Source organism: Streptomyces sp. NPDC088246 (assembly GCF_044741025.1).
Taxonomy (GTDB): Bacteria; Actinomycetota; Actinomycetes; order Streptomycetales; family Streptomycetaceae; genus Streptomyces.
On sequence record NZ_JBIURV010000012.1, the window covers coordinates 84701 to 111373 of the forward strand.

The 26673-nt window shown below is 71.4% G+C and carries 25 protein-coding genes; 16 read left to right on the forward strand and 9 right to left on the reverse strand.

Annotated features, from left to right (window positions below):
- Positions 1–80: 80 nt before the first annotated feature.
- On the forward strand, positions 81–1439 hold the full coding sequence (gene glmM, locus ACIPEK_RS18545) for a phosphoglucosamine mutase (protein WP_401997047.1): 1359 nt from the start codon (positions 81–83) through the stop codon (positions 1437–1439).
- A 115-nt stretch (positions 1440–1554) separates the two neighbouring features.
- Here the strand turns inward: glmM and ACIPEK_RS18550 are convergent, their stop codons facing one another.
- From ACIPEK_RS18550 to ACIPEK_RS18580, 7 genes are all read right to left on the reverse strand, one after another.
- Positions 1555–2511 carry a DUF389 domain-containing protein gene (locus tag ACIPEK_RS18550; RefSeq protein WP_401997050.1) on the reverse strand — a complete coding sequence of 319 codons (957 nt, stop codon included), beginning with the start codon at positions 2509–2511 and terminating at the stop codon, positions 1555–1557.
- A 27-nt stretch (positions 2512–2538) separates the two neighbouring features.
- Positions 2539–3534 carry a type I pantothenate kinase gene (gene coaA, locus ACIPEK_RS18555; RefSeq protein WP_383074467.1) on the reverse strand — a complete coding sequence of 332 codons (996 nt, stop codon included), beginning with the start codon at positions 3532–3534 and terminating at the stop codon, positions 2539–2541.
- Positions 3531–4166: an RNA polymerase sigma factor gene (locus tag ACIPEK_RS18560; protein WP_401997054.1), complete on the reverse strand. Its 636-nt coding sequence runs from the start codon at positions 4164–4166 to the stop codon at positions 3531–3533. Before ACIPEK_RS18560 ends, coaA begins: the two co-directional genes overlap by 4 nt.
- Before the next feature lie 222 nt (positions 4167–4388).
- The gene (locus ACIPEK_RS18565) at positions 4389–6137 is read right to left on the reverse strand and encodes a M16 family metallopeptidase (RefSeq protein WP_401997057.1); all 1749 of its coding nucleotides are present in this window, start codon (positions 6135–6137) and stop codon (positions 4389–4391) included.
- A gap of 4 nt (positions 6138–6141) precedes the next feature.
- Positions 6142–7089 carry a hypothetical protein gene (locus ACIPEK_RS18570; RefSeq protein WP_401997060.1) on the reverse strand — a complete coding sequence of 316 codons (948 nt, stop codon included), beginning with the start codon at positions 7087–7089 and terminating at the stop codon, positions 6142–6144.
- Positions 7090–7308: 219 nt separating this feature from the next.
- Positions 7309–8217 (reverse strand): helix-turn-helix domain-containing protein, encoded by a 909-nt coding sequence (locus tag ACIPEK_RS18575; RefSeq protein ID WP_401997063.1) that lies wholly within the window; start codon positions 8215–8217, stop codon positions 7309–7311.
- 296 nt (positions 8218–8513) lie between these two features.
- Complete coding sequence (locus tag ACIPEK_RS18580) at positions 8514–8933, reverse strand: ATP-binding protein (protein ID WP_401997066.1); 420 nt, start codon at positions 8931–8933, stop codon at positions 8514–8516.
- Between the two features lie 144 nt (positions 8934–9077).
- Here ACIPEK_RS18580 and ACIPEK_RS18585 point away from each other — a divergent pair, with 144 nt between their 5' ends.
- The 3 genes from ACIPEK_RS18585 to ACIPEK_RS18595 are packed head-to-tail and all read left to right on the forward strand — an operon-like array spanning position 9078 to position 10355.
- Entirely contained in the window at positions 9078–9950 is an 873-nt protein-coding gene (locus ACIPEK_RS18585; protein ID WP_401997069.1) for a helix-turn-helix domain-containing protein, read from the forward strand.
- Positions 9947–10156: a DUF397 domain-containing protein gene (locus ACIPEK_RS18590; RefSeq protein ID WP_401997072.1), complete on the forward strand. Its 210-nt coding sequence runs from the start codon at positions 9947–9949 to the stop codon at positions 10154–10156. Before ACIPEK_RS18585 ends, ACIPEK_RS18590 begins: the two co-directional genes overlap by 4 nt.
- Before the next feature lie 16 nt (positions 10157–10172).
- Positions 10173–10355 (forward strand): DUF397 domain-containing protein, encoded by a 183-nt coding sequence (locus tag ACIPEK_RS18595; protein WP_401997074.1) that lies wholly within the window; start codon positions 10173–10175, stop codon positions 10353–10355.
- Positions 10356–10444: 89 nt separating this feature from the next.
- On the opposite strand, the gene ACIPEK_RS18600 is transcribed toward ACIPEK_RS18595, so the two are convergent.
- A complete protein-coding gene (locus ACIPEK_RS18600) occupies positions 10445–11899 on the reverse strand; it encodes an ATP-binding protein (RefSeq protein WP_401997077.1) in 1455 nt (484 codons plus the stop codon).
- Positions 11900–12173: 274 nt separating this feature from the next.
- Between ACIPEK_RS18600 and ACIPEK_RS18605 the strand changes: the two genes are divergently transcribed.
- The 12 genes from ACIPEK_RS18605 (at position 12174) to ACIPEK_RS18660 (ending at position 25927) form a co-directional block, all read left to right on the forward strand.
- Positions 12174–13001, forward strand: coding sequence for an alpha/beta fold hydrolase (locus ACIPEK_RS18605; RefSeq protein ID WP_401997080.1), 828 nt, complete (start codon positions 12174–12176; stop codon positions 12999–13001).
- 450 nt (positions 13002–13451) lie between these two features.
- The gene (lanA, locus tag ACIPEK_RS18610; protein ID WP_376284049.1) at positions 13452–13610 is read left to right on the forward strand and encodes an SCO0268 family class II lanthipeptide; all 159 of its coding nucleotides are present in this window, start codon (positions 13452–13454) and stop codon (positions 13608–13610) included.
- Positions 13611–13807: 197 nt separating this feature from the next.
- On the forward strand, positions 13808–16912 hold the full coding sequence (locus ACIPEK_RS18615; protein WP_401997343.1) for a lantibiotic dehydratase: 3105 nt from the start codon (positions 13808–13810) through the stop codon (positions 16910–16912).
- Positions 16909–18237 (forward strand): lanthionine synthetase C family protein, encoded by a 1329-nt coding sequence (locus ACIPEK_RS18620; protein ID WP_401997083.1) that lies wholly within the window; start codon positions 16909–16911, stop codon positions 18235–18237. Before ACIPEK_RS18615 ends, ACIPEK_RS18620 begins: the two co-directional genes overlap by 4 nt.
- A gap of 91 nt (positions 18238–18328) precedes the next feature.
- Positions 18329–20176: a glutamine--fructose-6-phosphate transaminase (isomerizing) gene (glmS, locus tag ACIPEK_RS18625; RefSeq protein WP_401997086.1), complete on the forward strand. Its 1848-nt coding sequence runs from the start codon at positions 18329–18331 to the stop codon at positions 20174–20176.
- A gap of 20 nt (positions 20177–20196) precedes the next feature.
- The gene (locus tag ACIPEK_RS18630; RefSeq protein ID WP_093897275.1) at positions 20197–20565 is read left to right on the forward strand and encodes a holo-ACP synthase; all 369 of its coding nucleotides are present in this window, start codon (positions 20197–20199) and stop codon (positions 20563–20565) included.
- 4 nt (positions 20566–20569) lie between these two features.
- On the forward strand, positions 20570–22030 hold the full coding sequence (locus tag ACIPEK_RS18635; protein WP_401997090.1) for an NAD(P)H-hydrate dehydratase: 1461 nt from the start codon (positions 20570–20572) through the stop codon (positions 22028–22030).
- Positions 22031–22093: 63 nt separating this feature from the next.
- The gene (locus ACIPEK_RS18640; RefSeq protein WP_401997093.1) at positions 22094–22480 is read left to right on the forward strand and encodes a DUF488 domain-containing protein; all 387 of its coding nucleotides are present in this window, start codon (positions 22094–22096) and stop codon (positions 22478–22480) included.
- Positions 22481–22577: 97 nt separating this feature from the next.
- Positions 22578–23732 carry an alanine racemase gene (gene alr, locus ACIPEK_RS18645; protein ID WP_401997096.1) on the forward strand — a complete coding sequence of 385 codons (1155 nt, stop codon included), beginning with the start codon at positions 22578–22580 and terminating at the stop codon, positions 23730–23732.
- Between the two features lie 93 nt (positions 23733–23825).
- Complete coding sequence (locus tag ACIPEK_RS18650; RefSeq protein WP_401997099.1) at positions 23826–25097, forward strand: alpha/beta fold hydrolase; 1272 nt, start codon at positions 23826–23828, stop codon at positions 25095–25097.
- On the forward strand, positions 25066–25614 hold the full coding sequence (tsaE, locus tag ACIPEK_RS18655) for a tRNA (adenosine(37)-N6)-threonylcarbamoyltransferase complex ATPase subunit type 1 TsaE (protein ID WP_401997102.1): 549 nt from the start codon (positions 25066–25068) through the stop codon (positions 25612–25614). The genes ACIPEK_RS18650 and tsaE overlap by 32 nt, the downstream gene beginning before the upstream one ends.
- A 130-nt stretch (positions 25615–25744) precedes the next feature.
- The gene (locus tag ACIPEK_RS18660; RefSeq protein ID WP_383075954.1) at positions 25745–25927 is read left to right on the forward strand and encodes a hypothetical protein; all 183 of its coding nucleotides are present in this window, start codon (positions 25745–25747) and stop codon (positions 25925–25927) included.
- 90 nt (positions 25928–26017) lie between these two features.
- Here the strand turns inward: ACIPEK_RS18660 and ACIPEK_RS18665 are convergent, their stop codons facing one another.
- Positions 26018–26581, reverse strand: a complete 564-nt coding sequence (locus tag ACIPEK_RS18665; RefSeq protein WP_401997106.1) for a hypothetical protein — start codon at positions 26579–26581, stop codon at positions 26018–26020.
- Positions 26582–26673: the final 92 nt, after the last annotated feature.

Sequence of the window (26673 nt, forward strand, 5' to 3'; positions counted from 1 at the left end):
ACGCGCCGCATCGTGTTGCTGCGTTGCGTCGGTTTGCTTTGGTTTGGTTTGCGGTTTCGGAGCATCTTCGGAGGACACCAGTGGGACGACTCTTCGGCACGGACGGTGTGCGCGGTGTCGCCAATGCGGATCTGACGGCTGAGCTGGCGCTCGGTCTCTCGGTCGCTGCGGCGCATGTGCTTGCCGAGGCGGGCACCTTTGAGGGGCATCGGCCGACAGCCGTGGTGGGACGCGACCCACGTGCGTCCGGAGAGTTCCTGGAGGCCGCCGTCGTGGCAGGCCTCGCCAGTGCGGGCGTGGACGTCCTGCGGGTCGGTGTGCTGCCCACCCCTGCGGTGGCGTACCTCACCGGCGCGCTGGGCGCCGACCTCGGTGTGATGCTCTCCGCCAGCCACAACGCCATGCCGGACAACGGTGTCAAGTTCTTCGCCCGTGGCGGTCACAAGCTCGCCGACGAGCTGGAGGACCGGATCGAGACGGTCTACGAGCAGCACCGCACCGGTGAGCCCTGGGCGCGTCCGACGGGCGCCGGGGTGGGCCGGGTCACCGACTACGCCGAGGGCTTCGACCGGTACGTCGCCCATCTCATCGCCGTCCTCCCGAACCGGCTCGACGGGCTGAAGGTCGTCCTCGACGAGGCACACGGCGCGGCCTCCCGGGTCTCGCCCGAGGCCTTCGCACGGGCCGGCGCCGAGGTGATCACGCTCGGTGCCGAGCCGGACGGTCTGAACATCAACGACGGCTGCGGCTCCACCCACCTGGATCTGCTGAAGGCCGCAGTCGTCGAGCACGGCGCCGACCTCGGCATCGCGCACGACGGCGACGCCGACCGCTGCCTGGCCGTGGACGCCACGGGCGCGGAAGTCGACGGCGACCAGATCCTGGCCGTGCTCGCCCTCGCCATGCGCGAGGCCGGGCAGCTGCGCAAGGACACCGTGGTCGGCACGGTCATGTCCAACCTCGGCTTCAAGATCGCGATGGAGCGGGAGGGCATCCAGCTCGTCCAGACCGCCGTCGGCGACCGTTACGTACTGGAGTCGATGAAGGCCGAGGGCTACGCGCTGGGCGGCGAGCAGTCCGGTCATGTCATCGTCCTGGACCACGCCACGACCGGCGACGGCACGCTGACCGGCCTGATGCTGGCGGCCCGGGTCGCGGCCACCGGCCGTACGCTCGCCGAGCTGGCCGGGGTCATGCAGCGGCTGCCCCAGCTGCTGATCAACGTCCCCGACGTCGACAAGTCCCGGGTCGAAACCTCCCCGGAGCTGGCCGCGGCGGTTGCCGAGGCCGAGCGCGAGCTGGGCTCCGCCGGGCGCGTACTGCTGCGCCAGTCGGGCACGGAGCCGCTGGTACGGGTGATGGTCGAGGCGGCCGACATCGACCAGGCACGGGCGGTCGCCGAGCGGCTGGCCGATGTGGTGAAGTCCGCACTCGGTTAGGACCTCTCCGGGCCTGGCCGGCCTGTGGTCGGCTGGGCCCGCAGCCGGCAGGTCCCGGCTCGGCGGGGCCGTTCGCCGGACCGGACGGGTCCGGTTGTGTCGGCCGCGCCGCTCGCTATTCGCCGGACGGGCTCGCAATGGAGCCCGTCCGGCGGCGGTGCGCCGCCCACAGGGTCTTCTGGACCAGCAGCGTCAGTGTCCCGGCGACCACGATCCCGCCGAGGTTCGCCAGCAGCTGGGCCGTGGAGCCCGACATCTGGCTGTAGTCGCTGTAGCTGAATGCCACCGCCGCATTGGCCGCGGCCGGCACGGTGGTCACCGAGATGGCGACGCCGATCAGCGCACCGGACTTCGCCGAGGTGAGCGACAGCGTCCCGGCGATCCCGGCCAGGAACGCCACCACGAACGACATCGCGTCCGGCTTCCAGATGAACGCCGTGTTGGGCCGGGCCGCCTCGATCATCGAGCGGTTGAACAGCCCGAAGGCCTCCATCAGCCAGGCGAACCCGGCGGTCATTATCATCGCGACGGCGAAGCCGCCGATCAGCGCCACCAGCGACCGCCACACCAGTCGCGGAGCGCGCTGCACCAGGGCCGTGGAGATCCCGGCAAGCGGCCCGAACTCGGGACCGACCGCCATCGCGCCCACGATCAGGATCGCGTTGTCGAGCATCACACCGCAGGCGGCGAGCATCGTCGCGACCGCGAGGAACGCCACATAGGTGACGCTGAACGTCGACTCCTCGTGGGTCGCCTCCGTCAGCTCCTCCCACAGCACCGCGTCCGCGCCCTCGCCCGGCGCCTCCTCCTCGGCCTTGTCGGCGTGCGCGGAGAGCGTCAGGTCCATGTTCTCGACGGTGATCGAACCGGACTTGTCGATACCGAGCCCGCGCAGCGCGCTGATCAGCTCGTCGCCCGCCTCGCGGGCCACATCGCACAGCACCATGTCGCCCGCCGGGTCACGGGCGACCCCGGACATCACCACGAGATGCGTCGTACCGACGGTGCTCTCCAGCAGGTGCACCACCTCGTCCGTACGGTCGGCGGGGACGATCAGGCGCAGATGCAGCACGCGGCCACTCCCAGGAGGCTCGGAGAATCAGAGTTTGCGCAGGGACAGCCGCTGGACCTTGTGGTCCGGCCCCTTGCGCAGCACCAGAGTGGCACGGCCCCGGGTGGGCGCGACATTCTCCACCAGGTTGGGCTTGTTGATGGTCCGCCACATCGTCGCCGCGTACTCCATGGCCTCCTCCTCGGAGACCTGGGTGTACTTGCGGAAGTAGGAGAACGGGTTCTGGAACGCCGTCTCGCGCAGTTTCCGGAACCGGTTGAGATACCAGGTCTCGATGTCCTCGGTCCGCGCGTCCACGTACACACTGAAGTCGAAGTAGTCGGCGAGCCCGACCCTGGTCCGCCCGTCCTTTCCGGGCAGCGCGGGCTGAAGCACGTTGAGCCCCTCGACGATCAGGATGTCGGGGCGGCGTACGGTGAGCCGCTCGCCCGGCACGATGTCGTAGATCAGATGCGAGTAGACGGGCGCCGTCACCTCGTCCTTGCCGGCCTTGATGTCGGCGACGAAACGGGTCAGGGCACGCCGGTCGTACGACTCGGGGAACCCCTTGCGCGACATCAGCCCGCGCGACCGGAGTTCCTTCATCGGCAGCAGGAACCCGTCCGTGGTGACGAGCTCCACCCGGGGATGCTCGGGCCAGCGGGCCAGCAGCGCCTGGAGGATACGGGCGCTGGTGGACTTGCCCACCGCGACACTGCCCGCGACCCCTATGACGAACGGGGTGCCCCGCTGCGCACCGTGCCCGTTGCCCGCGTCCCCGAGGAAGGTGTTCAGGGCGCCGCGCAGGCCCGAGGTGGCCTGGACATAGAGGTTGAGGAGCCGGGAGAGCGGCAGGTAGACGTCCCGTACCTCGTCGAGGTCGATGACGTCGCCGAGCCCGCGCAGCTGCTCCACCTCGTCGGCGGTCAGCGGCAGCGGAGTCTTGTCGCGCAGGGCGCTCCACTCGGCGCGGGACAGGTCGACGTACGGCGTCGACGCGTGCTCGGTGCGTCGGTGGGTGCTCCGTGGCGGCGAAGTGATCACGTGTTCATTGTTGCGGGAGTTCTGACGCAGTGGGGGGTGGGGTCGGTCACGTGGGGCCTGGCTGCTGGGCCGGTGGGCTGACATCCGGCAGCGACATGATGCACCCGCTGGTACCTGCCGCTGTCGGTGGGGCCGGTGTCCGCACCGAGCGGGATGCCCAGCGCCTCGGCGACCTCCTGGTACCCGAGGTCGGCCCAGGCGACGAGCAGCAGCACATGGCGGTCGCCGGGCGAGAGCGAGGCGAGCGCCCCGGCCAGCGGCGCCTGCGCGGCGATCCGGTCGTCGGAACGGTCGCTCCAGGACGCGGCCACCGGGTCATGGCCGGTACGGGCCAGGGCCCGCAGTCCCCTCTCCTCGCTGCGTCGCTGCTTGCCGATGAGGTTCGCGGCGATGCCGTACAGCCAGGGGCGGGCGTTGCGATGCGTGCGGTCGTATCGGCGCCGGGAGCGGAAGGCGATGAGAAAGGTCTCCGCCGTGATGTCGTCCGCCGCGCCCTCCCCGAGGCGGCGGGCGGCATAGCGGTGGATGTCCGGGGCGTGGCGGTCGTAGAGCCCGGCGAAGATCTCGGGATGCTCCAGCGACTGCGCGACGACCTCGGCATCGTCGTCGGGGCTGGCTGGTGGTCCGGTCACATCGGCTCCTGGGGGCTCGGCGGGTGAGCGTGTCACCCCTTGTTGCCCGCAGGGCGCGGAAAGGTTCACAGGATTTTGGAGCGCCTTGGCGCGAGGACTCCGGTGCGGCGGTCCGGTGCCATGCCGGTGTCGACCGGTCGCGGGCCGGCGGCACCGCAGGCGGTTCTCCCGGCACACCCCACCACGGGGTGTGCCGGGAGAACCGCCGTGCGAGCCGCGGGGTCAGACGTCCCGCTTGCCGCGGCCCCTGCGCAGGGCGATGAGCAGGACCAGCGGCGGGACGATCAGCAGCCAGATCAGGATGATCGTGACCGCGTCCGGGTTCGGTTCCTCCAGCTCCATGAGCATGGCCACCGTGGCGATCAGGCCCCAGATCGTTGTCGTGATGCCGGACAGCCAGATGAGGACCGTCCGGGCCAGCCGTGCGCCCTTGGACCGGGGTCTGCCGCCCGGGCGTTCGCCCTGCCGTTGGGGGCGGGGGATGCGGTCCGGGTCGCGGGGCGGCATGCGGATCACTGCCGAGGGCGGTACGCCCGCGTCGATCAGGGCCAGGCGGTCCGGTGTGAGGCCCTTGTGGAGCGTGGGCTCGACGCGGATCTGGAAGCCATCGAGGCCCGTGAGGTGGCGGCCGCCGTCCGGGTGGACGAGCAGGGCCGCGCACGCGTCGTACCGGACGACGACCGTGCCGGAGGCGGTGGCCAGGGACACGGCTTCGGGGGACACCGTCAGCAGGACGGAGTCGTCCTCCAGCGAGCTGTGCCGGCTGCCCGCGCTCGTCCTGGTCCAGCTGGACCATTGGGGGGCCTCGGTGAAACCGGCCCAGTCGGCGCCCCGGCCGGGGACCTGGAGCAGTGCCGTGGAGTGCAGCTCGCGGGCGACCTCGCGCAGGTCGTCGAGGGTGACGGCGGCGATTTCGGCCAGGTGCTCGTCGGGGGTGAGGTTGCGATGCCCGGTCAACAGGTTCAGGGCGTACGAGGGCAGCCGGGACGCGCCGACGTCCGGGGCGTCGTACTGCTTGAGGAACTTGGCGCGGGCCGAGTCGAGTTCGGACTGCTCGATGCTGCCGGACCGCAGGCGGGCCAGTGCGTCGACGAAGCCGCCGACCACCGCGCCGTGCTTCTTCGGGAGCGCGTCGGCGAAGGCGGTGATGGTCGCGAAGCCGTTGTCGCGGGGGCTGTACCCGGCGTCGGCGGTGTACGAGTAACCGCCCTTCTGGCGCAGGTCCGTGAAGAGCGCGCGGCTGAGCACCTCGGTGAAGAGCGACGCCGCTGTCGAGCGCCGGACGATGCCGTCCAGAACGACGCCGCCGCTGTCGCCCGTGATGTACGCGGGCGTGACGGGGAGCGCCGATGTCGGGGCGGGCAGCGGCTGCGGCACGCCTGCCGGGAGGGCGAGGTCGAGGCCCTCCGGCACGGTGTCGGCGGTGATCCACAGGACGGCGTTGTCACGGGTGAAGCGGGTACGCGCCCAGTCGCGTACGGCCTCGGCCGTCAGATGCCAGGTGCCGAGTTCGCTGTAGCTGCTGAGCCCGTAGCCCTGGGCACCGTAACGCCACAGCGGCAGCTGGTGGTTGGGGCCGGCGCTGCGGCCCGCCGCCTCGGTGCGCAGGATCTCGCGCTCGGTCTCCAGCCGCTCCACCGGCAGATCCCGCAGGGCCGCGCAGACACCGTTGAGGTAGGTGGTGACCTCCGCAGGGGTGCCGGTGACGTGGAAGAGCGTGTACGTGGCGGCGGTGGCGCCGTTGTAGTGCAGGTCGGACACACCGTGGCGGTGCAGAGCGAGGTGTTCGACGAGGTGCGTGATGCCGGAGGTGGCGAGGGTCTCGTCGGCGACTCCGACGCGGAAGAAGAGGCCCGCGGTGACCGGGCCGGGGGCCGCGGCGAGCACCGTACGGATGCCGTCGACCTCGGTCTCACGAATGTGCGGGTCGGGGGCCGTGCCGGGTCTGTGCGCGGAGATTTCCTGGGACATCGGCTCAGCCCTTCGACAGTGCGGTCTTGCGGTGCTTGAGGAATTGAACCTCTTTGTCACCGGTGTAGCCCCAGGGCGTTGTGGTGGCCTTGTCGCCGAGGGTGCGGAAGAACGGCGCGGCTTCGCGGTGGTGGCCGCCCAGGCTCAGCGCCCCGGCGAAGTCGTTGTGGTCGCCTATCCAGTGGAAGCCGGGCCGGTAGTCGGGGTGCTGTACGGAGAGGGCTGCGGCGGCCAGGATGTCGTCCCGGACCTCGGTCGAGCGCAGGTAGTCGTTGTGGCCGTTCTCGGCGCTGTCCAGCCAGCGCTCCAGGTGCAGCTCGGCGATGAGCCGGCCCGCGTGGCTGCCCGGGGGCGCCGACTCCAGGCAGGCGCGCGCGAACCCCTGCGCCTCCTCCCAGCTGCCGCCCCACTTGGGGCACAGCTGCTGGAGCAGCAGGGTCTGCCCGTGGATGTGGTGCGGGTGGTGCTCGGCCAGCCGGTCGTACCGACGCCGAGCCTCGCTCTGTCCGAGTTCGAGCCCTCGTGCGCTGTTCAGCCGGGTTGTCCAGGCCAGCGCATACGTGGGGTGCTCGGCGCACACGTCGATGAGCAGCTTCTCCGCGCGCCGCAGCCACTCGTGGAACTGCCGGAACTGGTCGCGCGAGACGTGTTCGGCGCGGTAGGAGCTGCGGATGTCCCAGCCGACGCCGATGTACCGAATGGCCAGCAGCGTCCGGGCGAGGGCGGAACCGGGGTGCTCGGCGACGGCTCGCTCCAGGAAGCGCTCGGAGGAGCTGAGGTCGTAGAAGATGCCTGAGGCGATCGCCCGGTCGTCCTCGTGGTCGAGGAAGTCGAAGAACGCCTCGGTGGACGTCCAGTCGTCGTTGCGTACGGCTGCCCGGAGATCGGCGAGCGAGGGGATGTTGACGCACGGGTCGAACTCCGCGCGTATCGGGGGAGCGGTGGGAGGCAAGACAATCCTCGGAGCGGACGCGACCGGCTGCCGTACGGGCTCGGTGTTCCGAGCGCGCGTGGGCACGCAGGTGGGACGGAAAGAAAGCGGTCGGGCGAACGCGTGTGCGTGGGGTGCACGCGAAGAAAACGCAGGTTAGCAGCCCGTACTGACAGCGAGACACCGACTTCCGTGGGCCGGGACCGGGCCGCCCATGGCTACTCCATGGCTACCCCGTGGCTACCCCGTGAGCGACAGCCCGCTCTCGCAGTCGTGGCAGTTGCCGGGGGTGGGTGAGCGGAAGGCGCGGTCGCAGTGGTCGCAGTTCTGGAGTGGGGTGGGTTGGTGGGTGGGGGTGGTTGGGGGTGGGAGGAGGTGGGTGAGGCGGTGCCGGAGGAGTTTGGCGGGGTGTCTGAGGGGGTGGGGGAGGTCGTTGGTGAGGGTGTGGCGGATGGTGGTGGGTGTGGCGCCTCGTTCGAACCAGGTGGCTACGGCGGGGGCGAGGTCGTGGATGTCGCGTTCGGTGAGGGTGAGCTGGGGTGTGTTGTGGTGGAGGTCGGTGAGGAGGGTGATGGCGGCGTGGTGGCGTTGGGGGAGGGGGTTGTCGGGTTGAGGGAGTGGCGGGAGTGGGGGTTTGGGTGCGGTGCGGGCGGGGACGTGGGGCGGCTGCTCGGGTGGCGGGGGTACGGGGGCTGGGGCCACCGGGGCCGGGGCCGGGGCCGGGGCTGGGTGGCTGGGCTTGGGGCGTCGTTTGGGTGCGGTGACGGGGCGGGCGTTGGTGGAGCCCGGCTGGTTGTAGGAGCAGGTGCGGGTGATGACGCGGCCGTTGGGAAGGCGTTCGCGGGTGCGGCGCAGGTAGCCGTGGGTTTCCAGTTCGCGTAGTGCGGCGGCGATGCGGGCTTCGCTGTCCGGGAAGCGTTCGGTGAGAGGTTTGATCCCGACCTTCGTCCCGGCGGGGAGCGACTGGATATGGGTGGCGAGGCCGATCGCGAGGAGGGAGAGCTCACGGTGCTGGGCGAGGTGGTTGCCGACCACGGTGAAGTGGCTGGTGTGGCGGGAGTTGATGTGCATGACGCCGGACGAGGGCGTGGCGTCCCCGGGAACGGGAGACGGGGCGCGCAAGGGCGCGCTAACCTGCTGGGTATCCATCGGGAAGGCTCTTCTTCCTCGGTGGTCAGGCCCTCGATCGGGATTGCGAGTCCCGGCCGGGGGCCGACGCATGTCTGTGGTTGTGAGGGCGAGCATATGCCTGCCAACCGATCAGAAATCCAGTCGAGTTGGTGATCCTCACTCGTGTGAGTGACGGGCTTCTGCGTGTGCCCCTGCGTGAGACCGGGGGTTGGGTTGGGTTGGGAAGTTTCTTCTCTCCAAAGCCTTAAAAGCCTTTTACGTCGGGGCCCGCCGGGTCGCGGTCCACCGGGACGTGGCAGACCGGGTCGCGACTGTCACGATCCGGTGAGGGCCACCTCCGCCCAGACGGTTTTGCGCGGGAAGGGGCCGACCTGCACGCCCCACCGGATGGCGATCGCCTCGACGAGCAACAGCCCGCGACCCGCCTCGGAGTCGTCGTTCCGCTCCGGTACTCGGGGCAGCACGTCCCCGCGAGCATCGGCGACCTCGATACGGAGCGTGTCCCCGGTGACGGTCAGCATGATGTGGAAGTCCCGCCCCGGCACGTACCCGTGCAGCGCGGCGTTGGACGCCAGTTCGGCGATGACATGTCCGGCGTCCTCCAGCGGCAGCCCCCAGGAACGGAGTTGCTCGGTCGCGAGGAGCCTGGCGAGTCGGGCACCTCGACGGGTGGCGGAGAGCTGCACGGCGAACTGGCCGCTGCGGGCACGCGGTTGGGTGATTTCTCGGTTCACGTCACTCAGCGTGGCCGGAGATGCCTACTCTGAACAGCAATGACGTGCGTACGGACAGTGACTGTCCAGCGGTTGTACGGGTCTGTCCATCCGGTACGGCGTCCAACGCGAAACGGTGCGGGCACGGGTGGAGGCGGGTGTCGTATGGCGAGCGAGGACGACCGGGACAACGGAGACAACACGGCGGACGGCCCTGACTGGGAGTTCGACGTCGAGGACGACTCGGGCGCGGTGATCGCGGCGGTCGGCCGGCAGATCCGGTTGTGGCGTGAGGCGGCCGGCCTGCGTGCGGCAGAACTGGGCAGGGCGATCGGCTACGGGGAGAACCAGGTCTACAAGGTGGAGGCCGGGAAGCGCATCCCCAAGCCGGAGTTCCTCGACAAGGCGGACGAAGTCCTGGGTGCGGGCGGCAAGCTCGCCGCGATGAAGAAGGACGTGGCGGAGGCGCGGTACCCGAAGAAGGTCCGTGACGTAGCGAAGTTGGAGTCGGGGGCGGTCGAGATGGGCGCGTACGCCGGCGATGTCGTGGACGGCCTCCTACAGACGGAGGAGTACGCCCGCGCTTTGTACAGGGAGCGGCGTCCCCTGTACACCGAGGACCAGATGGATCGCCTGGTTGCCGGGCGCATGGCTCGCCAGTCGGTGTTCGAGCGACGCCCTGCCCCGCTGCTGACGTTCGTCCAGGAAGAGGCGACGCTGAGGCGGCCGACCGGAGGCAAAATGGTGTTGCGCAGGCAGCTCGAACACCTGCTGGAGCTGAGTGCGTTGAGGCATGTCGAGATCCAGGTCATGCCGACGGATACGGAGGAGCATGCAGGGCTGGCCGGCTCGCACCGGGTGCTTAAGCTGAGTGATGGAACGGCTGTGGGGCTCAACGAGGTTCAGCTCACCAGCCGACTGATCGCTGATCCGAAGGAAGTCCAGATCCTTGAGATGCGGTACGGCCTGGTCCGATCCCAGGCGCTCACGCCTCGGTTGTCGCGGATCTTCATCACGAAACTGCTGGGAGAGACATGAGTGCCAAGCCCTCGGCCGGGGAGCTGCCCGGGCTGACGTGGTTCAAGAGTAGCTACAGCACCAACGATGGCCCCTCCTGCGTCGAGGTGGCGGAGACCGCGAGCACGATCCACGTACGCGACTCCAAGAACCTGCCGGGCGGTCCCCAGCTCGGTTTCGCGCCCTCGGCGTGGGAAGACTTCGTGACGTACGCGTCGGGAAGCTGACCCACCGGGGAGACGTATGGACACCGAACTGACCTGGTTCAAGAGCAGCTACAGCACCAACGACGGCCCTGAGTGGGTCGAGGTGGCGGCAGTCGCGAGCGCGATCCATGTACGCGACTCCAAGAACATCCCCGGCCCGCACCTCGGCTTTGCGCCGCGCGCCTGGGCTGAGTTCGTCACGTACGCCTCCGGCAACTGACCACCGCGCCCACCAGCGCCCGCCCCGCTCCCGGTCGTCCTGGGGGCGGGGCGGTCACGGTGCCGACAGAGCCTCTGACTTGACTGCCGTCACCGCCACGCCGCGAGCACGTCTTCGGGACCCCAGTGGGCGGCCAGCCCCTCCGCTGCCGCACCTGTCGGCGGCCGGCGGCTGACCGCGATCAGGGCCGCGCCTTCCGCGCCCGGCACCTGCTGTACCGCTGATGCGAGCTCCGTAAGATCCCGTACACCAAAGGGTGTCTCGTCACGCCACTTCACCGATCCGGCGAAGAAGAGGCGACGCGCCACAGGCTGTGCGTCCGCGCCGATGAGGTCGATCTCAGGGTTGTTCTGGCGGTTCCACCAACCGCCCACCTCGGTCGCCTCGGGGAACAGACCGTCCGGCACTCTGCGGGCCAGTGCCTCCCTGATCACCGGCTCCACCGCACGGCCTCGCCAGGACGGCCACGACCGCTGAATTCGTGCAGCCGATACGTCCCCTCTGCCTCTCTCCGCCTGCGCAACGGCGTTCTCCAGATGCGCCAGCCAGAAGCGCAGGTAGGTGTCGGCGATCCGGTAGCGCTTGAGTTTCGGGGCGGCCCGGATGGACAACGGAAGCTCCGCGGCCACGATCTTCTTCGCTTCGATGAGTTCGGTCAGTATCGGGGCGAGCGTGCCGTGCGCCAGTGGACGTCCATCGACTCCTCCCGTACTTGCGGCGATACCGGAGAAGGTCCGCTCACCGGAACCGATCGCACGCAGCACCCTGCCGGCCTGCAACCGTGCGGGAAACTCCGCCGCGAGGGAACGCTCGCCCGTCGTCAGCAGCACCGATGAAGGGTCCTCCACCTGACGTGCCAGATAGTCGGCCACCGACTCACCGGTCCGCCAGTCGGTCACGACCTCGGGGAAACCTCCGGTGACCAGGTACGCGTCCAGCGCGCCCGCGGCATCGAGTGCGGTGGAATCCTGCACGTCCGCAGGGTTGAGCGGACCCACGGTGTACTGGCCCGCTCGCCCGTAGAAGGGATGCTCGTACGACGTCAGCCGGTCCATCATCGCGAGATCGGAGCCGAGGATCAGCAGGAGCACGGGCTTCGCGGACAAGTGCATGTCCCAGGCGGTTTTGAGTGCCGCATCGAATCCCGCATCGGCCTCGGCCAGCCAGGGGACCTCGTCCAGCACGAGAATGACCGGCTCGTCCGCAGGCAGTGTCGCAGCCACCGCGGCAAGCGTCCGGACCCAGTCCTCGGGAGCGGCGTCCTGTCCCAGGGCGGCCCCGTGTTCCCTCATGCCGTGCGCCCCGGCGACCGCGTCGAACAGTGCCCGCCGGGCCAGTGGCGCGGGCTGGCCGCGGGTCGCCTGGAAGAACACGTACGGCAGTCCCGACCGTGCACAGAACTCCTGCGCCAGCCGGGTCTTGCCGATCCGTCGCCGCCCCTTGATCACCAGCGCCTGCCCCGCGCTGCCGCCTGTAGCGGTCCTGACCTTGTCCAGCCAGGATCCGAGGATGCGCAACTCGCGACTGCGTCCGGTGAAGGCCATCAGCATCCCTGAAGTAGGAGTGGTTCAAAGTATGTGTCATTCCTACTTTACGGCTCGCGGTCAGGCCCTGCCTGAGCTCGCTGTCCCAAGCCCCTGAAGGCGCGGTGCGGACGTCGTGGCCGCTGAGCGAGATGGGCCCCGCCCGAGGCGGCGTGGTGCCGCGCCCGGAACGACGGGCGCGGCCGGCGGGTCCCCACCGTTCCGATTTGCGGCTCGGGAGCCCGGCCGCACTCTGGACTGGGGGCCCGGCAGTACATCCGAGAGGACAACACGCATGCCCACGGTGACCACACGTGACGGTGTCGACATCTTCTACAAGGACTGGGGCCGCGGCCGCCCCGTCGTCTTCATCCATGGCTGGCCCCTGAGCGGGGACGCCTGGCAGGACCAGCTCAAAGCGGTCGCGGACAACGGGTTCCGCGGCATCGCCCACGACCGTCGCGGTCACGGCGGCTCCACCCCGGTCTGGGACGGCTACGACTTCGACACCTTCGCGGACGACCTCAACGACCTGATCACCCAACTGGACCTGCGGGACGTCACGCTGGTCGCGCACTCGATGGGCGGCGGCGAACTCGCCCGCTACATCGGCCGCCACGGCACCGACCGGATCAGGTCCGCGGTGCTGCTCTCGGCGATCTGTCCGCTGATGCTCCAGGGCCCCGACAACCCCGAGGGCGTACCGCAGCCGGTCTTCGACGGCATCAAGAACGGCATCCTCGCCGAGCGTTCGCAGTTCTGGAAGGACACCGCGGTCGCCTTCTTCGGCGCCAACCGCGACGGCAACAAGGTCACACGGGGCAACCAGGACGCCTTCTGGTCCATGGCCATGGCCGAGACCATCGAGGGCGGCGTCGCCTGCGTCGACGCCTTCGCGGCCACGGACTTCCACGAGGACCTGAAGAAGTTCGACATCCCCACGCTCGTCGTGCACGGTGACGACGACCAGATCGTCCCCATCGACGCCACGGGCCGCAAGACCGCCCAACTCATCCAGGACGCGACCCTCAAGGTGTACGAAGGCGGCCCCCACGGCATCGCCGTCGTCCCGGGCTACAAGGAGAGGTTCAACAAGGACCTCCTGGAGTTCCTCAAGCGCTGAACCACAGGGGGTGTCCCGTACACGGCAGGGTTCGCCGAATCCGTCGGCAATCTTTTCGAGCCCTGCCGATATGCAGTGAAGCGTGGCGGCGGCAAGGGCTACATCACGCCGAATAAGCGGGGCGCCGTGCGGAGCGGCCGGATGGTGACGGGTGGGACCCTGCCACGCCGTGATTTCGGGCGCCGAATTCCGCCCGGGGCGTTGATCGCGTGGCGCGGGCGGCAGGAGAAGCTTCTGTCCACGGGGGCGGATTCCGTCGTTCCGAGCGCACGAGGGCCCGTACTGCCCCGTTCTTGTCGCCTGGACGGGGCCGTTTCGTTGTTCTTCCGGTTGGCTGAAAACGGGCTCCCCGATCAGTGGTGCCGCAGTGAAAAGTGAGCACGAGAGAGCCGAACAGGCACTCGGGTATTCCAATCATTTGTTCGCTTCACTGACCCTTTGGGGGTACACATGCGCACCGAAATGATTCTCGCCAACGACGTCTCCGCCGACCTGGACCTCGACCTCCGCATCTCGGAGGTCTCCGACGAGACCCAGGAGTTCGGCGCCGGTACGTACTCCTCGCCGAGCAGCTACGCGATCGGCACCCGTTGTCCCATCTGCTGCTGACGCAGCACACGCGTCGGCTCGACCGGCGCGGGACCCGGCTGAAGTGAGGCGAGGCGAAGCGGGCTCAGCCCGCTTCGCCTCGCCGTACCACCGCATCGCATTCCCGTACCGCCGCACCATGGGGGGCTGCCGACGTGCGACCAGACCTGGAACCGGACCTGGACCTCTTCGAGGTCCGCGAGCCGGTGCTCGTGCGGATGGCGAGTGCGCCGCGCGACCGCGCCGAACCCCGCATCGACCCCGACGACCCCGTTCCGGGGCTCCGCCGCCTGGCCGACGACCCGCTGCTCCGCCAGGCCGTCGAGGTCGCCAGCGGCAGCCTCTCCCTCAGCCTCCAGCGCCTCGCCACCGCCGAGGGCGCCGCCGCCCTCGGCCGGAAGCGGACCCTCAGTGCGGCCAGGACCCTCACCCGGTACGCGCGCCGCGCCGGCGGCCGGCCAACCCCCTTCGGCCTGTTCGCGGGCGTCGGCCGGGCCGCCTTCGGCCCCGCCGCCAAGGCCGCGCTCACCGGCCCCGGCGAGGTGTCGGTCCGGCTCGACGGCCTCTGGCTGCACCGCCGGGTGCTCGGCTGGCTCGCCGTCCCCGAGGTCCGCCGCCGGACCGATGTCGTCCTGAACGACCTGTGCGTCCGGCGCGACGGCCGGATCACCCTGCACACCGGCGAGCGCGAGATCTCGGTCCGGGACAACGCGCTGGTCGCCGTCGTCCGCGAGGCCGCCGCGCGGCCCGTCCCGTACGGGAAACTCGTCGACGACCTGAGCGCCCGCTTCCCCTCCGTCGAGCAGGGCCGCATCGACGGCCTTCTCGCGGGTCTCGTCCAGCACGGCTTCCTGCTCACCTCCCTCACGCCGTACCGCATCGACGCCGGACTCCTCGACCGCATCGAGGCCGCCGTCGACGGGGTCGTACCGGGCGCCGCCGAAGGACTGCGCGCCGTCCGCGCCGCCGCCACCACCCACGAGGCGGACCCGCCCGGCCGGGGCCGGGACTCCTGGCGCGCGCTGCTCGCGGCCGTCCGCACCCTGGACGGCGACGACGCGGACAGCGGCCGACGGCCCCCCGTCCATGTGGACCTGCGGATGCCCGCCGACATCGTGCTGCCGGAGACGATCGGCGAGGAGGTGCGCCGCTACGCCGCCGCGATCTGGGCGATGACCCCGCAGTGGACCACGCTCGCGTACCTGCGGGACTACCGCGACCGGTTCATCGAGCGGTACGGAACCGCCTCCGCCGTCCCGCTCGCCGACCTCGTCGACCCGCACCGCGGCCTCGGTCTGCCGCCCGAGTACGGCACCCCCGCGCCCGCCCACTCACGCGTCGGCCCCGGCGAGGACGCCGACCGCCCCCGCCGCGCCGCGATCGCCGAACTCACCCAGCAGGCCATCCTCGACGGCGGCGACATCGAACTCACCGACGCCGACGTGGCGCGCCTGGCCAAGGCCGTCGGGCAAACCCCCGGGGGCCGCGCGCCGCGCACCCTCGAACTCTGCTTCCAGATCCTCGCCGACAGCCAGGAGGCCATCGACCGGGGCGAGTTCCTGCTCCTGGGCAGTCCGCACATCGGCTCCTGGACGGCCGGCGCGACCGCGGGCCGCTTCGCCGCCGTCGCCGGTCTCACCGACGAACTCGCCGAGCTGGCCGCGGGCCCCGCCCCCGGACCCGCCGACGAGGACGTGCTCGTGGCCCAGGTCGACCTCATGCCGACCGACCCGCGCTCGCTGAACATCGTGCAGGTGCCGCCGCTGCTGCCGTACCGCATACCGGTCGGCGTCGCCGACGACCGCGGCGACCCGCACTGCCTGGACTGGCGGACCCTCCTCGTCGCCGTGGGCGAGGACGGGCTGCGGCTGCTGCACGGGCCGACCGGCCGCCAGGTCGTCCCCGTCTTCCCGCACATGCTGGCCCTCGACGCTCAGGCCCCGCCCGTCGCCCGCTTCCTCTCCGACCTCGCCGCGGCCCGGCCCCGGGTCTGGTCCGGCTGGGACTGGGCGGGGCTCGACGTCCTCCCGTACCTCCCGCGCGTCCGCTACGGCCGTGTGCTGACCTCGCCGCGCCGCTGGCTCGCGGGGCGCCGGCTGATGGATGCGGCACGCTCGGGGAGCACGTCCGTATGGGAGGAGGGGCTGCGCGAGTGGCGCCGCCGGGGCCGGGTACCCGACCGGATCCAGATCGCCCGCAACGACCAGATGTTCCCGATCGACCTGCGCGAGCCGTGGGACCAGGGGCTGCTGCGCGCCGAACTGACCGCCAGGGAACCCCGGTTCCAGCTGTACGAGGACCTCACCGCGGACGGCGCCGGGCTCGGCTGGAACTCCGGGTACAGCACCGAGATCGTCGTCCCGCTCGTCCGCGCCGCGCGTACCCCGGCGGCCGACGCGCCGGGAGAGGCCGCACCGGCGCTCGCCAAGTCCCCGCTCCGGTACGCGCCCACGGCGTTCCACCTGCCCGGCGAGGACTGGCTGACCGTCAAGCTGTACGCCGAGCAGACCGCCCACGACACCCTGCTCGCCGAACACCTTCCCGTGCTGCTGACCGACATCGACGCGGACATCGACCGGTGGTTCTTCCTGCGCTACCGCGACCCCGACCCGCATCTGCGGCTACGTCTCCACGGCGACCCGGCCGCACTGAACGGACGGGTCCTGCCCGCCGTCGCCCGGCACGTGCGGCGCCTGGCCGAATCAGGCGCGGTACGGGGGATGACGGTGGACGTGTACCGCCCGGAGACCGACCGCTACCTCGGTCCCGCCGCACAGGAGGCCGTCGAGAGGCTTTTCCTGACGGACAGTCAGTCCGCGCTGGTCCAGCTCCGGGCCCGCCGCGCCGGTGCGGCGGCCGTGCCCGACGACGTCCTCGCGGCCGCCGGGCACGCGGTGCTGCTGGACTCGCTCGGCGACTGGGACTGGTGCGCCTGGGCGGTCCACATGTTCACCAAGGGCCCCGACCACGAGGTCTACCAGCGCCATCGCGCCCTGGCCGACCGGCTGATCTGCCCCGGAGACATCCCCGGCGACACCGCCCGCCGCGCCGCGGCCGAACTCCGTGTCCCCGCGCTCGCGGAGCTGTGGGCAAACGCGCCCGAACCGGCGGCCTACGGAAAGCTGGTGCTGGCCGCCTCGGAGGCCGACCGCGACGAGGCCGTGCTGTCGCTGCTGCACATGCGGCACAACCGGCTGTTCGGCATCGACCAGGCGGCGGAGGCCCGTGCCTACGCGGTCCTGCGCGGAGCCGCCCGAACCGGTATCGCCCGCCGCGAACACGCGGCCCGTTCCACCGCCGCAGCCGTCAGGAGCGCCCGATGACCGCCCTCGACCGAACCGGACTGCGCGAGCGCGCCGGACAGGTGTCGGAGCAGATCCTCGACCGGCTGGCCGACCCCGCCGCCACCGTGGCCGCGACCCGGATCCCGGCCGAGGCCAACGACACCGGCGAGACCGAGGCCATCTGGGCCGAGATGACCCTCGGCAGCGGCAGCCCCGGACTGGCCATCGCCTTCAGCGGCGCCACCCGTCCCGGCACCGACCGCACCGCCCGCGCGCACGGGTACCTCGCGGCCGCCACCTCGGCCGCGGCCCTCGGGGACACCACCCCGAGCGGCATCTTCAAGGGGCCGGGGGCCCTCGCCTTCGCCGTCCTGATCGCCCACCGCACCACGGGTGGCTACGTCTCCGCGCTCCAGCGGCTCGACGGATACCAGCGGGACCTGGTCCGCAGCGCGCTGCCCGCCGTCCCGGAGAACTCCCCGCTGCCCACCATCGGGCACTACGAGGTGGTGCGCGGGATGACAGGGGTGGGCCGCTACCTGCTGGCCCGCGCCGAGACCTGCGGTGAGGAACTGGAGACCACGCTCACCTACCTGACCCGCCTCTCGCTGGGCGAGGTGGAGCACCGCGGCCACAAGGTGCCGCGGTGGTGGGCCCTGGACGCGCCCCGGATCGGCTCGGAGGACCAGCTGCCCGACGGCCACCTCAACCTCGGGATCTCGCACGGGGTCGCCGGGCCGCTCGCGCTGCTGTCGCTCGCCTGGCGGCAGGGGGTTCGCGTACCGGACCAGCGGGAGGCCATCGAGTCGTCCGTCGAACTGCTCACCCGGTGGGCGGTGCGCGACGAACACGGGCTGTACTGGCCCCCGTACCTGAGCCTCACCGAGTGGCTGGCGGGCCCCGGCGCCTTCGCCGCCCCCGCCGGACGGCCCGCCTGGTGCTACGGCGCCCCCGCGGTCTCCCGCGCGCTGCAACTGGCCGGGCTGGCACTGGACCGCGCGGACTGGACCGGCACGGCGAAGGCGTCCGTGGAGCGGCTGCTGACGCTGACCCCGGACCGGTGGGGCATCGACGACAACGCGCTGTGCCACGGCTGGGCGGGGGCCCTGCACCAGCTCGGGCGGCTCAACGAGCACTTCGGCGACGGCCGGATCGAGGAGGTCCGCGACCGGATCGCGGCCCCGCTGGTCGACGCCTTCGACCCGGAGCTGCCCTTCGGCTACCGCTTCACCATGACGAAGGTGCCGTACGGGTCGGACGTCTCCGGGTACCTCGACGGGGCGGCGGGCCTGGCCCTGGCCCTCGACGCGTACTCCGCAGGGGGCTCCCCCTCGGACTGGGACATGCCGCTGCTGCTGGCCTGAGACGACGTGGTGCCGACGGCGTTCCCTGCCGCCTTGTTCACCTTCTGCGACGATGCGAAGAAGAGGGGAGAGCGACCAGGAAGGGAACGGTATGTGCGGAATCGTCGGATATGTCGGTGGGCAGTCGGCGCAGGACGTCGTCGTCGCGGGTCTCAAGCGCCTCGAATACCGGGGCTACGACTCGGCGGGAATCGCCGTCCTCGCGGACGGCGGGCTGGCTGCCGCCAAGAAGGCCGGGAAGCTCGTCAATCTGGAGAAGACGCTGGCCGAGGCGCCGCTCCCGGCCGGGACCACCGGGATCGGGCACACCCGCTGGGCCACTCACGGGGCCCCCACCGACACCAATGCCCACCCGCACCTCGACAATGCGGGCCGCGTCGCCGTCGTGCACAACGGGATCATCGAGAACTTCGCCGTCCTGCGCGCCGAACTCGCCGAGCGGGGCCACGATCTGGCCTCCGAGACCGACACCGAGGTCGTCGCCCATCTCCTTGCCGAGGCGTTCTCGTCCTGTGCGGACCTGGCGGAGGCGATGCGGCAGGTCTGCCGGCAGCTGGAGGGCGCCTTCACCCTTGTCGCCGTGCACGCGGACGCGCCCGACGCGGTGGTCGGGGCCCGGCGCAACTCGCCGCTCGTGGTGGGGGTGGGGGAGGACGAGTCGTTCCTGGCCTCCGACGTGGCCGCGTTCATCGCGCACACCCGCTCCGCGATCGAGCTGGGGCAGGACCAGGTGGTGGAGCTGCGCCGGGAAGGTGTCACGGTCACGGACTTCGACGGGCGGCCCGCCGAGGTCCGTAAGTACCACGTGGACTGGGACGTCTCCGCAGCCGAGAAGGGCGGTCACGCCTCCTTCATGCTCAAGGAGATCGAGGACCAGCCCAAGGCCGTCGCCGACACGCTCCTCGGGCGGATCGACGGCGCGGGCCGGCTCCATCTCGACGAGGTACGGATCACGCCCCGCGAGCTCCGGGAGGTCGACAAGGTCGTCATCGTCGCCTGCGGTACCGCGTTCCACGCAGGGATGATCGCCAAGTACGCCATCGAGCACTGGACCAGGATTCCCTGCGAGACCGAACTGGCCAGCGAGTTCCGCTACCGCGACCCGATCCTCGACCACCGCACCCTCGTCGTCGCGATCTCCCAGTCCGGCGAGACGATGGACACCCTGATGGCCCTGCGGCACGCCCGCGAACAGGGCGCGAAGGTCCTCGCCATCTGCAACACGAACGGCTCCACCATTCCGCGGGAGTCCGACGCCGTGCTCTACACGCACGCCGGGCCCGAAGTCGCCGTCGCCTCCACCAAGGCGTTTCTCACCCAGCTCGTCGCCTGCTACCTGGTCGCCCTGTATCTCGGACAGATCTGCGGTACGAAGTGGGGCGACGAGATCCGGACCGTCATCCGCCAGCTCTCCGAGATCTCCGGGGCGGTCGAACGGGTCCTTGCGACCATGGAACCCGTACGCGCACTCGCCCGCTCCCTCGCCGACCACGACACCGTGCTCTTCCTGGGCCGCCATGTCGGCTATCCCGTAGCCCTGGAGGGCGCGTTGAAGCTCAAGGAACTCGCGTACATGCACGCCGAGGGCTTCGCCGCCGGTGAGCTCAAGCACGGGCCGATCGCGCTCATCGAGGACGATCTGCCGGTCGTCGTGGTCGTGCCCTCACCGCGCGGCCGGTCGGTGCTGCACGACAAGATCGTGTCGAACATCCAGGAGATCCGGGCCCGCGGCGCCCGCACCATCGTCATCGCCGAGGAGGGAGACGAGGCGGTCGTCCCGTACGCCGACCATCTGATCCGGATTCCCGTTACGCCTACGCTGCTTCAGCCGCTGGTGTCGACCGTGCCGCTTCAGGTATTCGCCTGCGAACTGGCGACGGCCCGCGGCAACGACGTGGACCAGCCGCGCAATCTGGCGAAGTCCGTGACCGTGGAGTAGCGAGCAGTGAAGGAACAGGCGTGATCATCGGGGTCGGGATCGATGTGGCGGAGATCGAACGGTTCGACGCGGCGCTGGAGCGTACGCCGCAGATGGCCGACCGGCTCTTCCTGAAGAGTGAGTTGCTGCTGCCCAGCGGCGAGCGGCGCGGTATCGCCTCGCTCGCCGCGCGGTTCGCCGCGAAGGAGGCCCTCGCGAAGGCGCTCGGCGCACCGAGCGGCCTGCTCTGGACGGACGCCGAGGTGTACGTCGAGGACAGCGGGCAGCCCCGGCTGCGGGTGATCGGCACGGTCGCCGCGCGCGCGGCCGAGCTGGGCGTACGGCACTGGCATGTGTCGCTCAGCCACGACGCGGGGGTGGCGTCGGCCGTGGTGATCGCGGAGGGTTGAGCACATGCGTACTGCGTACAGCGTTCAGACCGTAAGGGCCGCCGAGCGGGCCCTGATGGCCAAGCTGCCCGAGGGCGCCCTGATGCAGCGCGCCGCGGCGGGACTCGCGGCGGCCTGCGCCGATGTGCTGCGGCGGCGCGGCCGGGTGTACGGGTCCCGGGTCGTCCTGCTCGTCGGCAGCGGCGACAACGGGGGCGACGCGCTGTACGCGGGCGCCCGGCTGGCCCGCCGCGGCGCGGGCGTGCGCGCTGTGCTCACCTCGCCGGGGCGCGCCCATGAGGGCGGGCTCGCGGCGCTGCTCGCGGCGGGCGGGCGCGTGGCGGAGGGGGACGCGGCGACGAGCGCCTGGGGCGGGCACATCGATCTCGTCGTGGACGGGATCACCGGCATCGGCGGGCGCGGCGGGCTGCGCGCGGAGGCCGCCGAGCTGGTGCGGGCCTTCGAGGCGACCGGTGCGGCCTTCGTCGCCGTCGATCTGCCCAGCGGGGTCGAGGCCGACACCGGTGAGGTGCTCGGCGACGCCGTGCGTGCCGACGCGACCGTCACCTTCGGTACGCACAAGCCGGGGCTGCTCATCGACCCGGCCGCCGACCTGGCGGGTGCCCTGCACCTCGTCGACATCGGGCTCGGGTCCGAGCTGCCCGGCGTACCCGACCTGGAGGCCCTGCAGTACGCGGACATCGCCGCACTCCTGCCGGCTCCCAGCAACGAGAGCGACAAGTACCGGCGTGGTGTCGTCGGCATCGTCGCCGGGTCGGCGCGGTACCCGGGGGCGGCGGTGCTGGCCGTCTCCGGGGCGCTGCGGGGCGGTGCCGGAGCCGTGCGGTACGTCGGTCCCGGCGCCGGAGCGGTGATCGCGCGCCATCCGGAGACGCTGGTCCACGCGGGGCCGCCGTCGAAGGCCGGGCGGGTGCAGGCATGGGTCGTCGGGCCCGGGCTCGGTGACGGTACGGAGGCCGTCGAGGCGGTCCGTGGCGTGCTGGCCGCGGACGTTCCGGTGCTCGTCGACGCGGACGGGCTGCGGCTGCTCGACGCCACCGCCGTACGCTCGCGCACCGCGCCGACCGTCCTCACCCCGCACGCCGGTGAGGCCGCGGCCCTGCTCGGCGTCCCGCGCGAGGAGGTCGAGGCGGGGCGGCTCGCCGCCGTACGGGAACTGGCAGCCCGCTACCGCGCCACGGTGCTGCTCAAGGGGTCGACGACCCTGGTCGCCACCGACACCGCAGACACTCCCGTACGGGTCAATTCGACCGGCACCTCCTGGCTGGCCACGGCCGGCAGCGGCGACGTCCTCTCCGGCCTGACCGGCTCCCTGCTGGCCGCGGGCCTCGCCCCGCGCGACGCCGCGTCCGTCGGCGCGTATCTGCACGGCCTGGCCGCCCGCCACGCCTCGAACGGCGCTCCCGTCGCCGCGCAGGACGTCGCGGAGGCGATCGCGGCGGCGTGGCGGGACGTACGGGCCTGAGTGATCCTGGGCGCAGGCAGACGCCGGCACGGGCTGACAGGGGTCGACAGAGGAGGGCCGATCGTGGGCAACAGCAGCGATGTGCGTGTACGCCGGGTGTACGACCCGCAGGAGGACGGCGACGGCACCCGCGTCCTCGTCGACCGGCTCTGGCCGCGCGGCGTGGCGAAGGACCGGGCCGGGATCGACAAGTGGCTCAAGGACGTCACCCCGTCGAACGAGCTGCGCGCCTGGTACCACGAGGACCGCACGGGCACCCGCTACGACGACTTCGTCGACCGCTACCGCGCCGAGCTGGCCGACCCCGCCCACACGGCGGCCGTCGGGGAGCTGGTGGAACTGGTCCGCGCGGGCGGCCCGGTGACGCTGGTCACGGCGGTCAAGGACGTACCGCACAGCCATGTCCCGGTCCTCGTCGACCATCTGGAACACGAGCTGCGCCACCACTGAGGTGTACACACCCGGCACGGCGGGCGACCCCGGCTGCGGGCCCTTCCCGACCCGCCGCCCGAGGGTCCTGTCGTACGCCTCTGAGAGACTGGGCGCGATGAACGAGACAGCGTCCTTGAGAGCCCGTGCCGAGATCGACCTCGCCGCATTGCGCGCCAACGTGCGTGTACTGCGCGCGCGGGCGGCCGGCGCGCAACTCATGGCCGTCGTCAAGTCCGATGCGTACGGGCACGGGGCGGTGCCCTGCGCCCGGGCCGCGCTGGAGGCCGGGGCGACCTGGCTGGGCACCGCGACGCCGCAGGAGGCGCTCGCCCTGCGGGCGGCTGGGCTCGGCGGCCGGGTGATGTGCTGGCTGTGGACGCCGGGCGGCCCCTGGCGCGAGGCGATCGAGGCCGGTATCGATGTGTCGGTGAGCGGGATGTGGGCTCTGCGCGAGGTCGTCGCCGCGGCCTCGGAAGCCGGTATTCCGGCCCGTGTCCAGCTCAAGGCCGACACCGGCCTCGGGCGCAACGGCTGCCAGCCCGCCGACTGGCCGGAGCTGGTCGCCGCCGCCCGCACCGCCGAGGACGCGGGCACTGTCAGGATCACCGGCCTCTGGTCCCACTTCGCCTGCGCCGACGAGCCCGGCCACCCCTCCATCGCCGCCCAGCTGAACGCGTTCCGGGACATGGTCGCGTACGCGGAGAAGGAGGGCGTCGACCCCGAGGTGCGCCACATCGCCAACTCCCCGGCGACGCTGACGATCCCCGAGGCGCACTTCGATCTCGTACGGACCGGGATCGCGATGTACGGCATCTCGCCCAGCCCCGAGCTGGGCACCCCGGCCGACTTCGGGCTGCGCCCCGTCATGACGCTCGTCGCGTCGGTCGCCCTGGTCAAGCAGGTGCCGGCCGGTCACGGGGTCAGTTACGGACACCACTACACGACCACCGCCGAGACCACCCTGGGCCTGGTGCCGGTCGGCTACGCGGACGGCATTCCGCGCCATGCCTCCGGCCGTGCGCCCGTCCTGGTCGGCGGTGTGCGGCGGCGGATCGCGGGCCGGGTGGCCATGGACCAGTTCGTCGTCGACCTCGACGGGGACGAGATCGAGGTGGGCAGCGAGGCGGTGCTCTTCGGCCCGGGGGACCGGGGCGAGCCGAGCGCCGAGGACTGGGCGCAGGCCTGCGACACGATCGCGTACGAGATCGTCACCCGGATCGGCAGCCGTGTGCCGCGCGTCCATCTGAATGGAACCCCGGCCGAGTCCTGACCGATCAAGCGCCCCTGACCAGGCACGATCTGAGCACGACCGGAACAGACCGGCCCTGACCTGACGGATACGACCGACGAGGAGCGCGGCACGGTGAGCGAGATCGGTGCGGGGGACGCGGTGACGACGGCCGCTACGGCGGTCGGCTGGCGCCGGGCAGGGATCGCTGGAGCCGCCATAGGTGTGATCGCGGCAGGTGCGGCCGCCGGTGTCGCGGTCGAGCGGCTGACCGTGGGCCGTGGCATGCGCAGAAGGGCGAGGCTGGCGCTGGACGCCTCGGGGCCGTACGGCTCGCTGCGCGGGCTGCCGGGCCGGGCCGCGGCCGACGACGGCACCGAGCTGTACTACGAGGTCGACGAGGTCGAACCGGACGGCGGCACGGGGGCCGGGGGCGGCGAGAGCGGTACCAGCGACTCCGCTACCGCCACGGGGGCCGGAACGCGCCGCCGCCGGCTCTTCGGCCGCAAGGCACCCGCGCCCGTCACCGTCGTCTTCAGCCACGGCTACTGCCTCAGCCAGGACTCCTGGCACTTCCAGCGGGCGGCGCTGCGCGGTCTGGTCCGCACCGTCCACTGGGACCAGCGCAGCCACGGCCGCTCCGAGCGGGGCAGGGCCCAGGCGGACGGGGTGACGGTCGGTATCGACCAGCTCGGCCGTGATCTGAAGGCGGTCATCGACGCGGCCGCCCCGGAGGGCCGGCTGGTGCTGGTGGGGCACTCGATGGGCGGCATGACGATGATGGCGCTCGCCGAGCAGTACCCCCAGCTCATCCGGGACCGGGTCGCCGCCGTCGCCTTCGTCGGCACATCGAGCGGAAAGCTCGGCGAGGTCAGTTTCGGGCTGCCGATCGCGGGCGTGAACGCCGTGCGGCGGGTGCTGCCGGGGGTGCTCAGGGCGCTCGGTTCCCAGGCCGAGCTGGTGGAACGGGGCCGGCGGGCGACCGCCGATCTCTTCGCCGGGCTGATCAAGCGGTACTCGTTCGGTTCGCGGGACGTCGACCCGGCGGTCGAGCGGTTCGCCGAGCGGCTCATCGAATCCACCCCGATCGATGTGGTCGCCGAGTTCTACCCGGCCTTCACCGAACACGACAAGAGCCACGTCCTGCCCGCGTTCCGTGACCTCCCGGTGCTGATCCTGGCGGGCGACAAGGACCTGGTGACGCCCAGCTCGCACAGCGAGGCCATCGCGGACCATCTCCCGGAGGCGGAGCTGGTCATCGTCCCGGACGCCGGTCATCTGGTGATGCTGGAACACCCGGAAACGGTGACGGACCGGCTGGCGGACCTGCTGGTACGCGTCGGGGCGGTGCCGGCAGCGGCTAACGTTGGCGGGCATGGAAGCACCGCACAACAGCCTGGCGGCTGAGGTGGACGAGGGCGCCGCGCCGGGCACCGTCACCGTGAGCCTCGCCGTCGAGTCCCCCGAACAGATGCAGGCCCTCGGCCGCCGGATCGCGGGTGTACTGCGCCCCGGTGACCTCGTGATGCTCACCGGTGAGCTCGGCGCCGGAAAGACGACGCTCACCCGGGGGCTCGGCGAGGGCCTCGGGGTGCGTGGAGCCGTCACCTCTCCCACCTTCGTGATCGCCCGCGTCCACCCGTCGCTGACCGGCGGTCCCGCGCTGGTCCACGTCGACGCGTACCGCCTGGGCGGCGGGCTGGACGAGATGGAGGACCTGGACCTCGATGTGTCGCTGCCGGAGTCGGTGGTGGTCGTGGAATGGGGCGACGGCAAGGTCGAGGAGCTGTCGGAGGACCGGCTGCAGGTGCTGATCCACCGCGCGGTCGGCGACACGGACGATGAACGGCGCTCGGTGACGCTGGTGGGGATCGGGGCGCGCTGGGCGGCACTGCGCGAGGCGCGAGGGACGCTGGAGGCCTGAGCGCGGGTGCGCTTTCCGACGGCGTGTCGGCAAATTGTTGCGCCGGGCGGGGCGGGCGTGGTCACATGGATGGCGAGAGCGGGTTAGGTCTGCCTAACCGCGCCTTCCATCGGAGCCTCAGGAGGCATCCATGACGACGCCCGCCGAACGTGAAGTGCCGCCGCCGCCATCGATGAGAGACCTGCTGGCGGCTTGCGCCGCGGCCACGGCGGTCTCGACGCCGCCACCGCCGTCCACCGACCGGGCCCCGGCCGTTGTCCCGCCCTCCGGCGCCGACCACGCCGAGTCCGCCCTGGAGCGCCGGGCGGGCTGAAGGGATGGGCGGCACGCGGCAGGGGGTACGCAATCCGTGTGGGTGGAATTTCGAGCCCGTCCGGCGACCGAGGACACCGTGGCCTGCCGGCTACGGGAGGACGACGACCTTCGTGAGCACGGTCGCGAACGCCCACATCGCATCCCCGTCGGCCCGGGACATCCGCACGCCGCCCGTCTTCAGCGACGGATCAGGGCTCTCCATCGAGCCGTCCAGCGCCGCGCTGAATCCCACGGCCACGCCGTCCGCCATCGCGAACCGCACCACGTGCTCGATCATCACGCCGTCCGAGCCCCTGGTGGCGGGCCCCGAGCGCGTACCCACCCGGTACGTCCCGGGCGGCGGCTTCAGCGCGCTCGGCATGACCGCGAAGGTCCTGGTCACAGCCCCGGCCTCGTCGACGAGCCACACCTGACGGTCCTCCAGGGCGTACACCACACGCTTCCCGGAACCGGAGACGGCAGGGAGCGCGGCCGGAGGTTTCTTGGCCTTCGGCTTGTCATGGGCGACGGCAGGGGCGCTGCTGGAAACCTTCGGCTTGGGGGCGGCGACGGTGTCGGGGGCGTTCGCCGATGCCTGGTAGGCCAGGAAACCGACCGCGGCGAGAGCCGCCGCAGTGAGCCCGGCCACGATTCCCGAGCTGCCCCTAGCCACCGTGCGCGCCCCTTTCGCTTCCGTATGTAGTACAAGCGTTTACGTCGTACCCGCGTGTACACGGTGACGGTAGCAGCCGGGGCCGGTCGCAC

What these genes read in the sequence shown, in the direction of transcription:
- lanA (WP_376284049.1), top strand. Translation starts at nt 13,452, where the DNA reads ATGCGCACCGAAATGATTCTCGCCAACGACGTCTCCGCCGACCTGGAC.
- ACIPEK_RS18660 (WP_383075954.1), top strand. Translation starts at nt 25,745, where the DNA reads ATGACGACGCCCGCCGAACGTGAAGTGCCGCCGCCGCCATCGATGAGA.
- ACIPEK_RS18635 (WP_401997090.1), top strand. Translation starts at nt 20,570, where the DNA reads ATGCGTACTGCGTACAGCGTTCAGACCGTAAGGGCCGCCGAGCGGGCC.
- ACIPEK_RS18575 (WP_401997063.1), bottom strand. Translation starts at nt 8,217, where the DNA reads ATGGATACCCAGCAGGTTAGCGCGCCCTTGCGCGCCCCGTCTCCCGTT.
- glmS (WP_401997086.1), top strand. Translation starts at nt 18,329, where the DNA reads ATGTGCGGAATCGTCGGATATGTCGGTGGGCAGTCGGCGCAGGACGTC.
- ACIPEK_RS18615 (WP_401997343.1), top strand. Translation starts at nt 13,808, where the DNA reads ATGGCGAGTGCGCCGCGCGACCGCGCCGAACCCCGCATCGACCCCGAC.
- ACIPEK_RS18585 (WP_401997069.1), top strand. Translation starts at nt 9,078, where the DNA reads ATGGCGAGCGAGGACGACCGGGACAACGGAGACAACACGGCGGACGGC.
- ACIPEK_RS18605 (WP_401997080.1), top strand. Translation starts at nt 12,174, where the DNA reads ATGCCCACGGTGACCACACGTGACGGTGTCGACATCTTCTACAAGGAC.
- ACIPEK_RS18600 (WP_401997077.1), bottom strand. Translation starts at nt 11,899, where the DNA reads ATGGCCTTCACCGGACGCAGTCGCGAGTTGCGCATCCTCGGATCCTGG.
- ACIPEK_RS18565 (WP_401997057.1), bottom strand. Translation starts at nt 6,137, where the DNA reads ATGTCCCAGGAAATCTCCGCGCACAGACCCGGCACGGCCCCCGACCCG.
- ACIPEK_RS18620 (WP_401997083.1), top strand. Translation starts at nt 16,909, where the DNA reads ATGACCGCCCTCGACCGAACCGGACTGCGCGAGCGCGCCGGACAGGTG.
- tsaE (WP_401997102.1), top strand. Translation starts at nt 25,066, where the DNA reads ATGGAAGCACCGCACAACAGCCTGGCGGCTGAGGTGGACGAGGGCGCC.
- ACIPEK_RS18590 (WP_401997072.1), top strand. Translation starts at nt 9,947, where the DNA reads ATGAGTGCCAAGCCCTCGGCCGGGGAGCTGCCCGGGCTGACGTGGTTC.
- alr (WP_401997096.1), top strand. Translation starts at nt 22,578, where the DNA reads ATGAACGAGACAGCGTCCTTGAGAGCCCGTGCCGAGATCGACCTCGCC.
- ACIPEK_RS18595 (WP_401997074.1), top strand. Translation starts at nt 10,173, where the DNA reads ATGGACACCGAACTGACCTGGTTCAAGAGCAGCTACAGCACCAACGAC.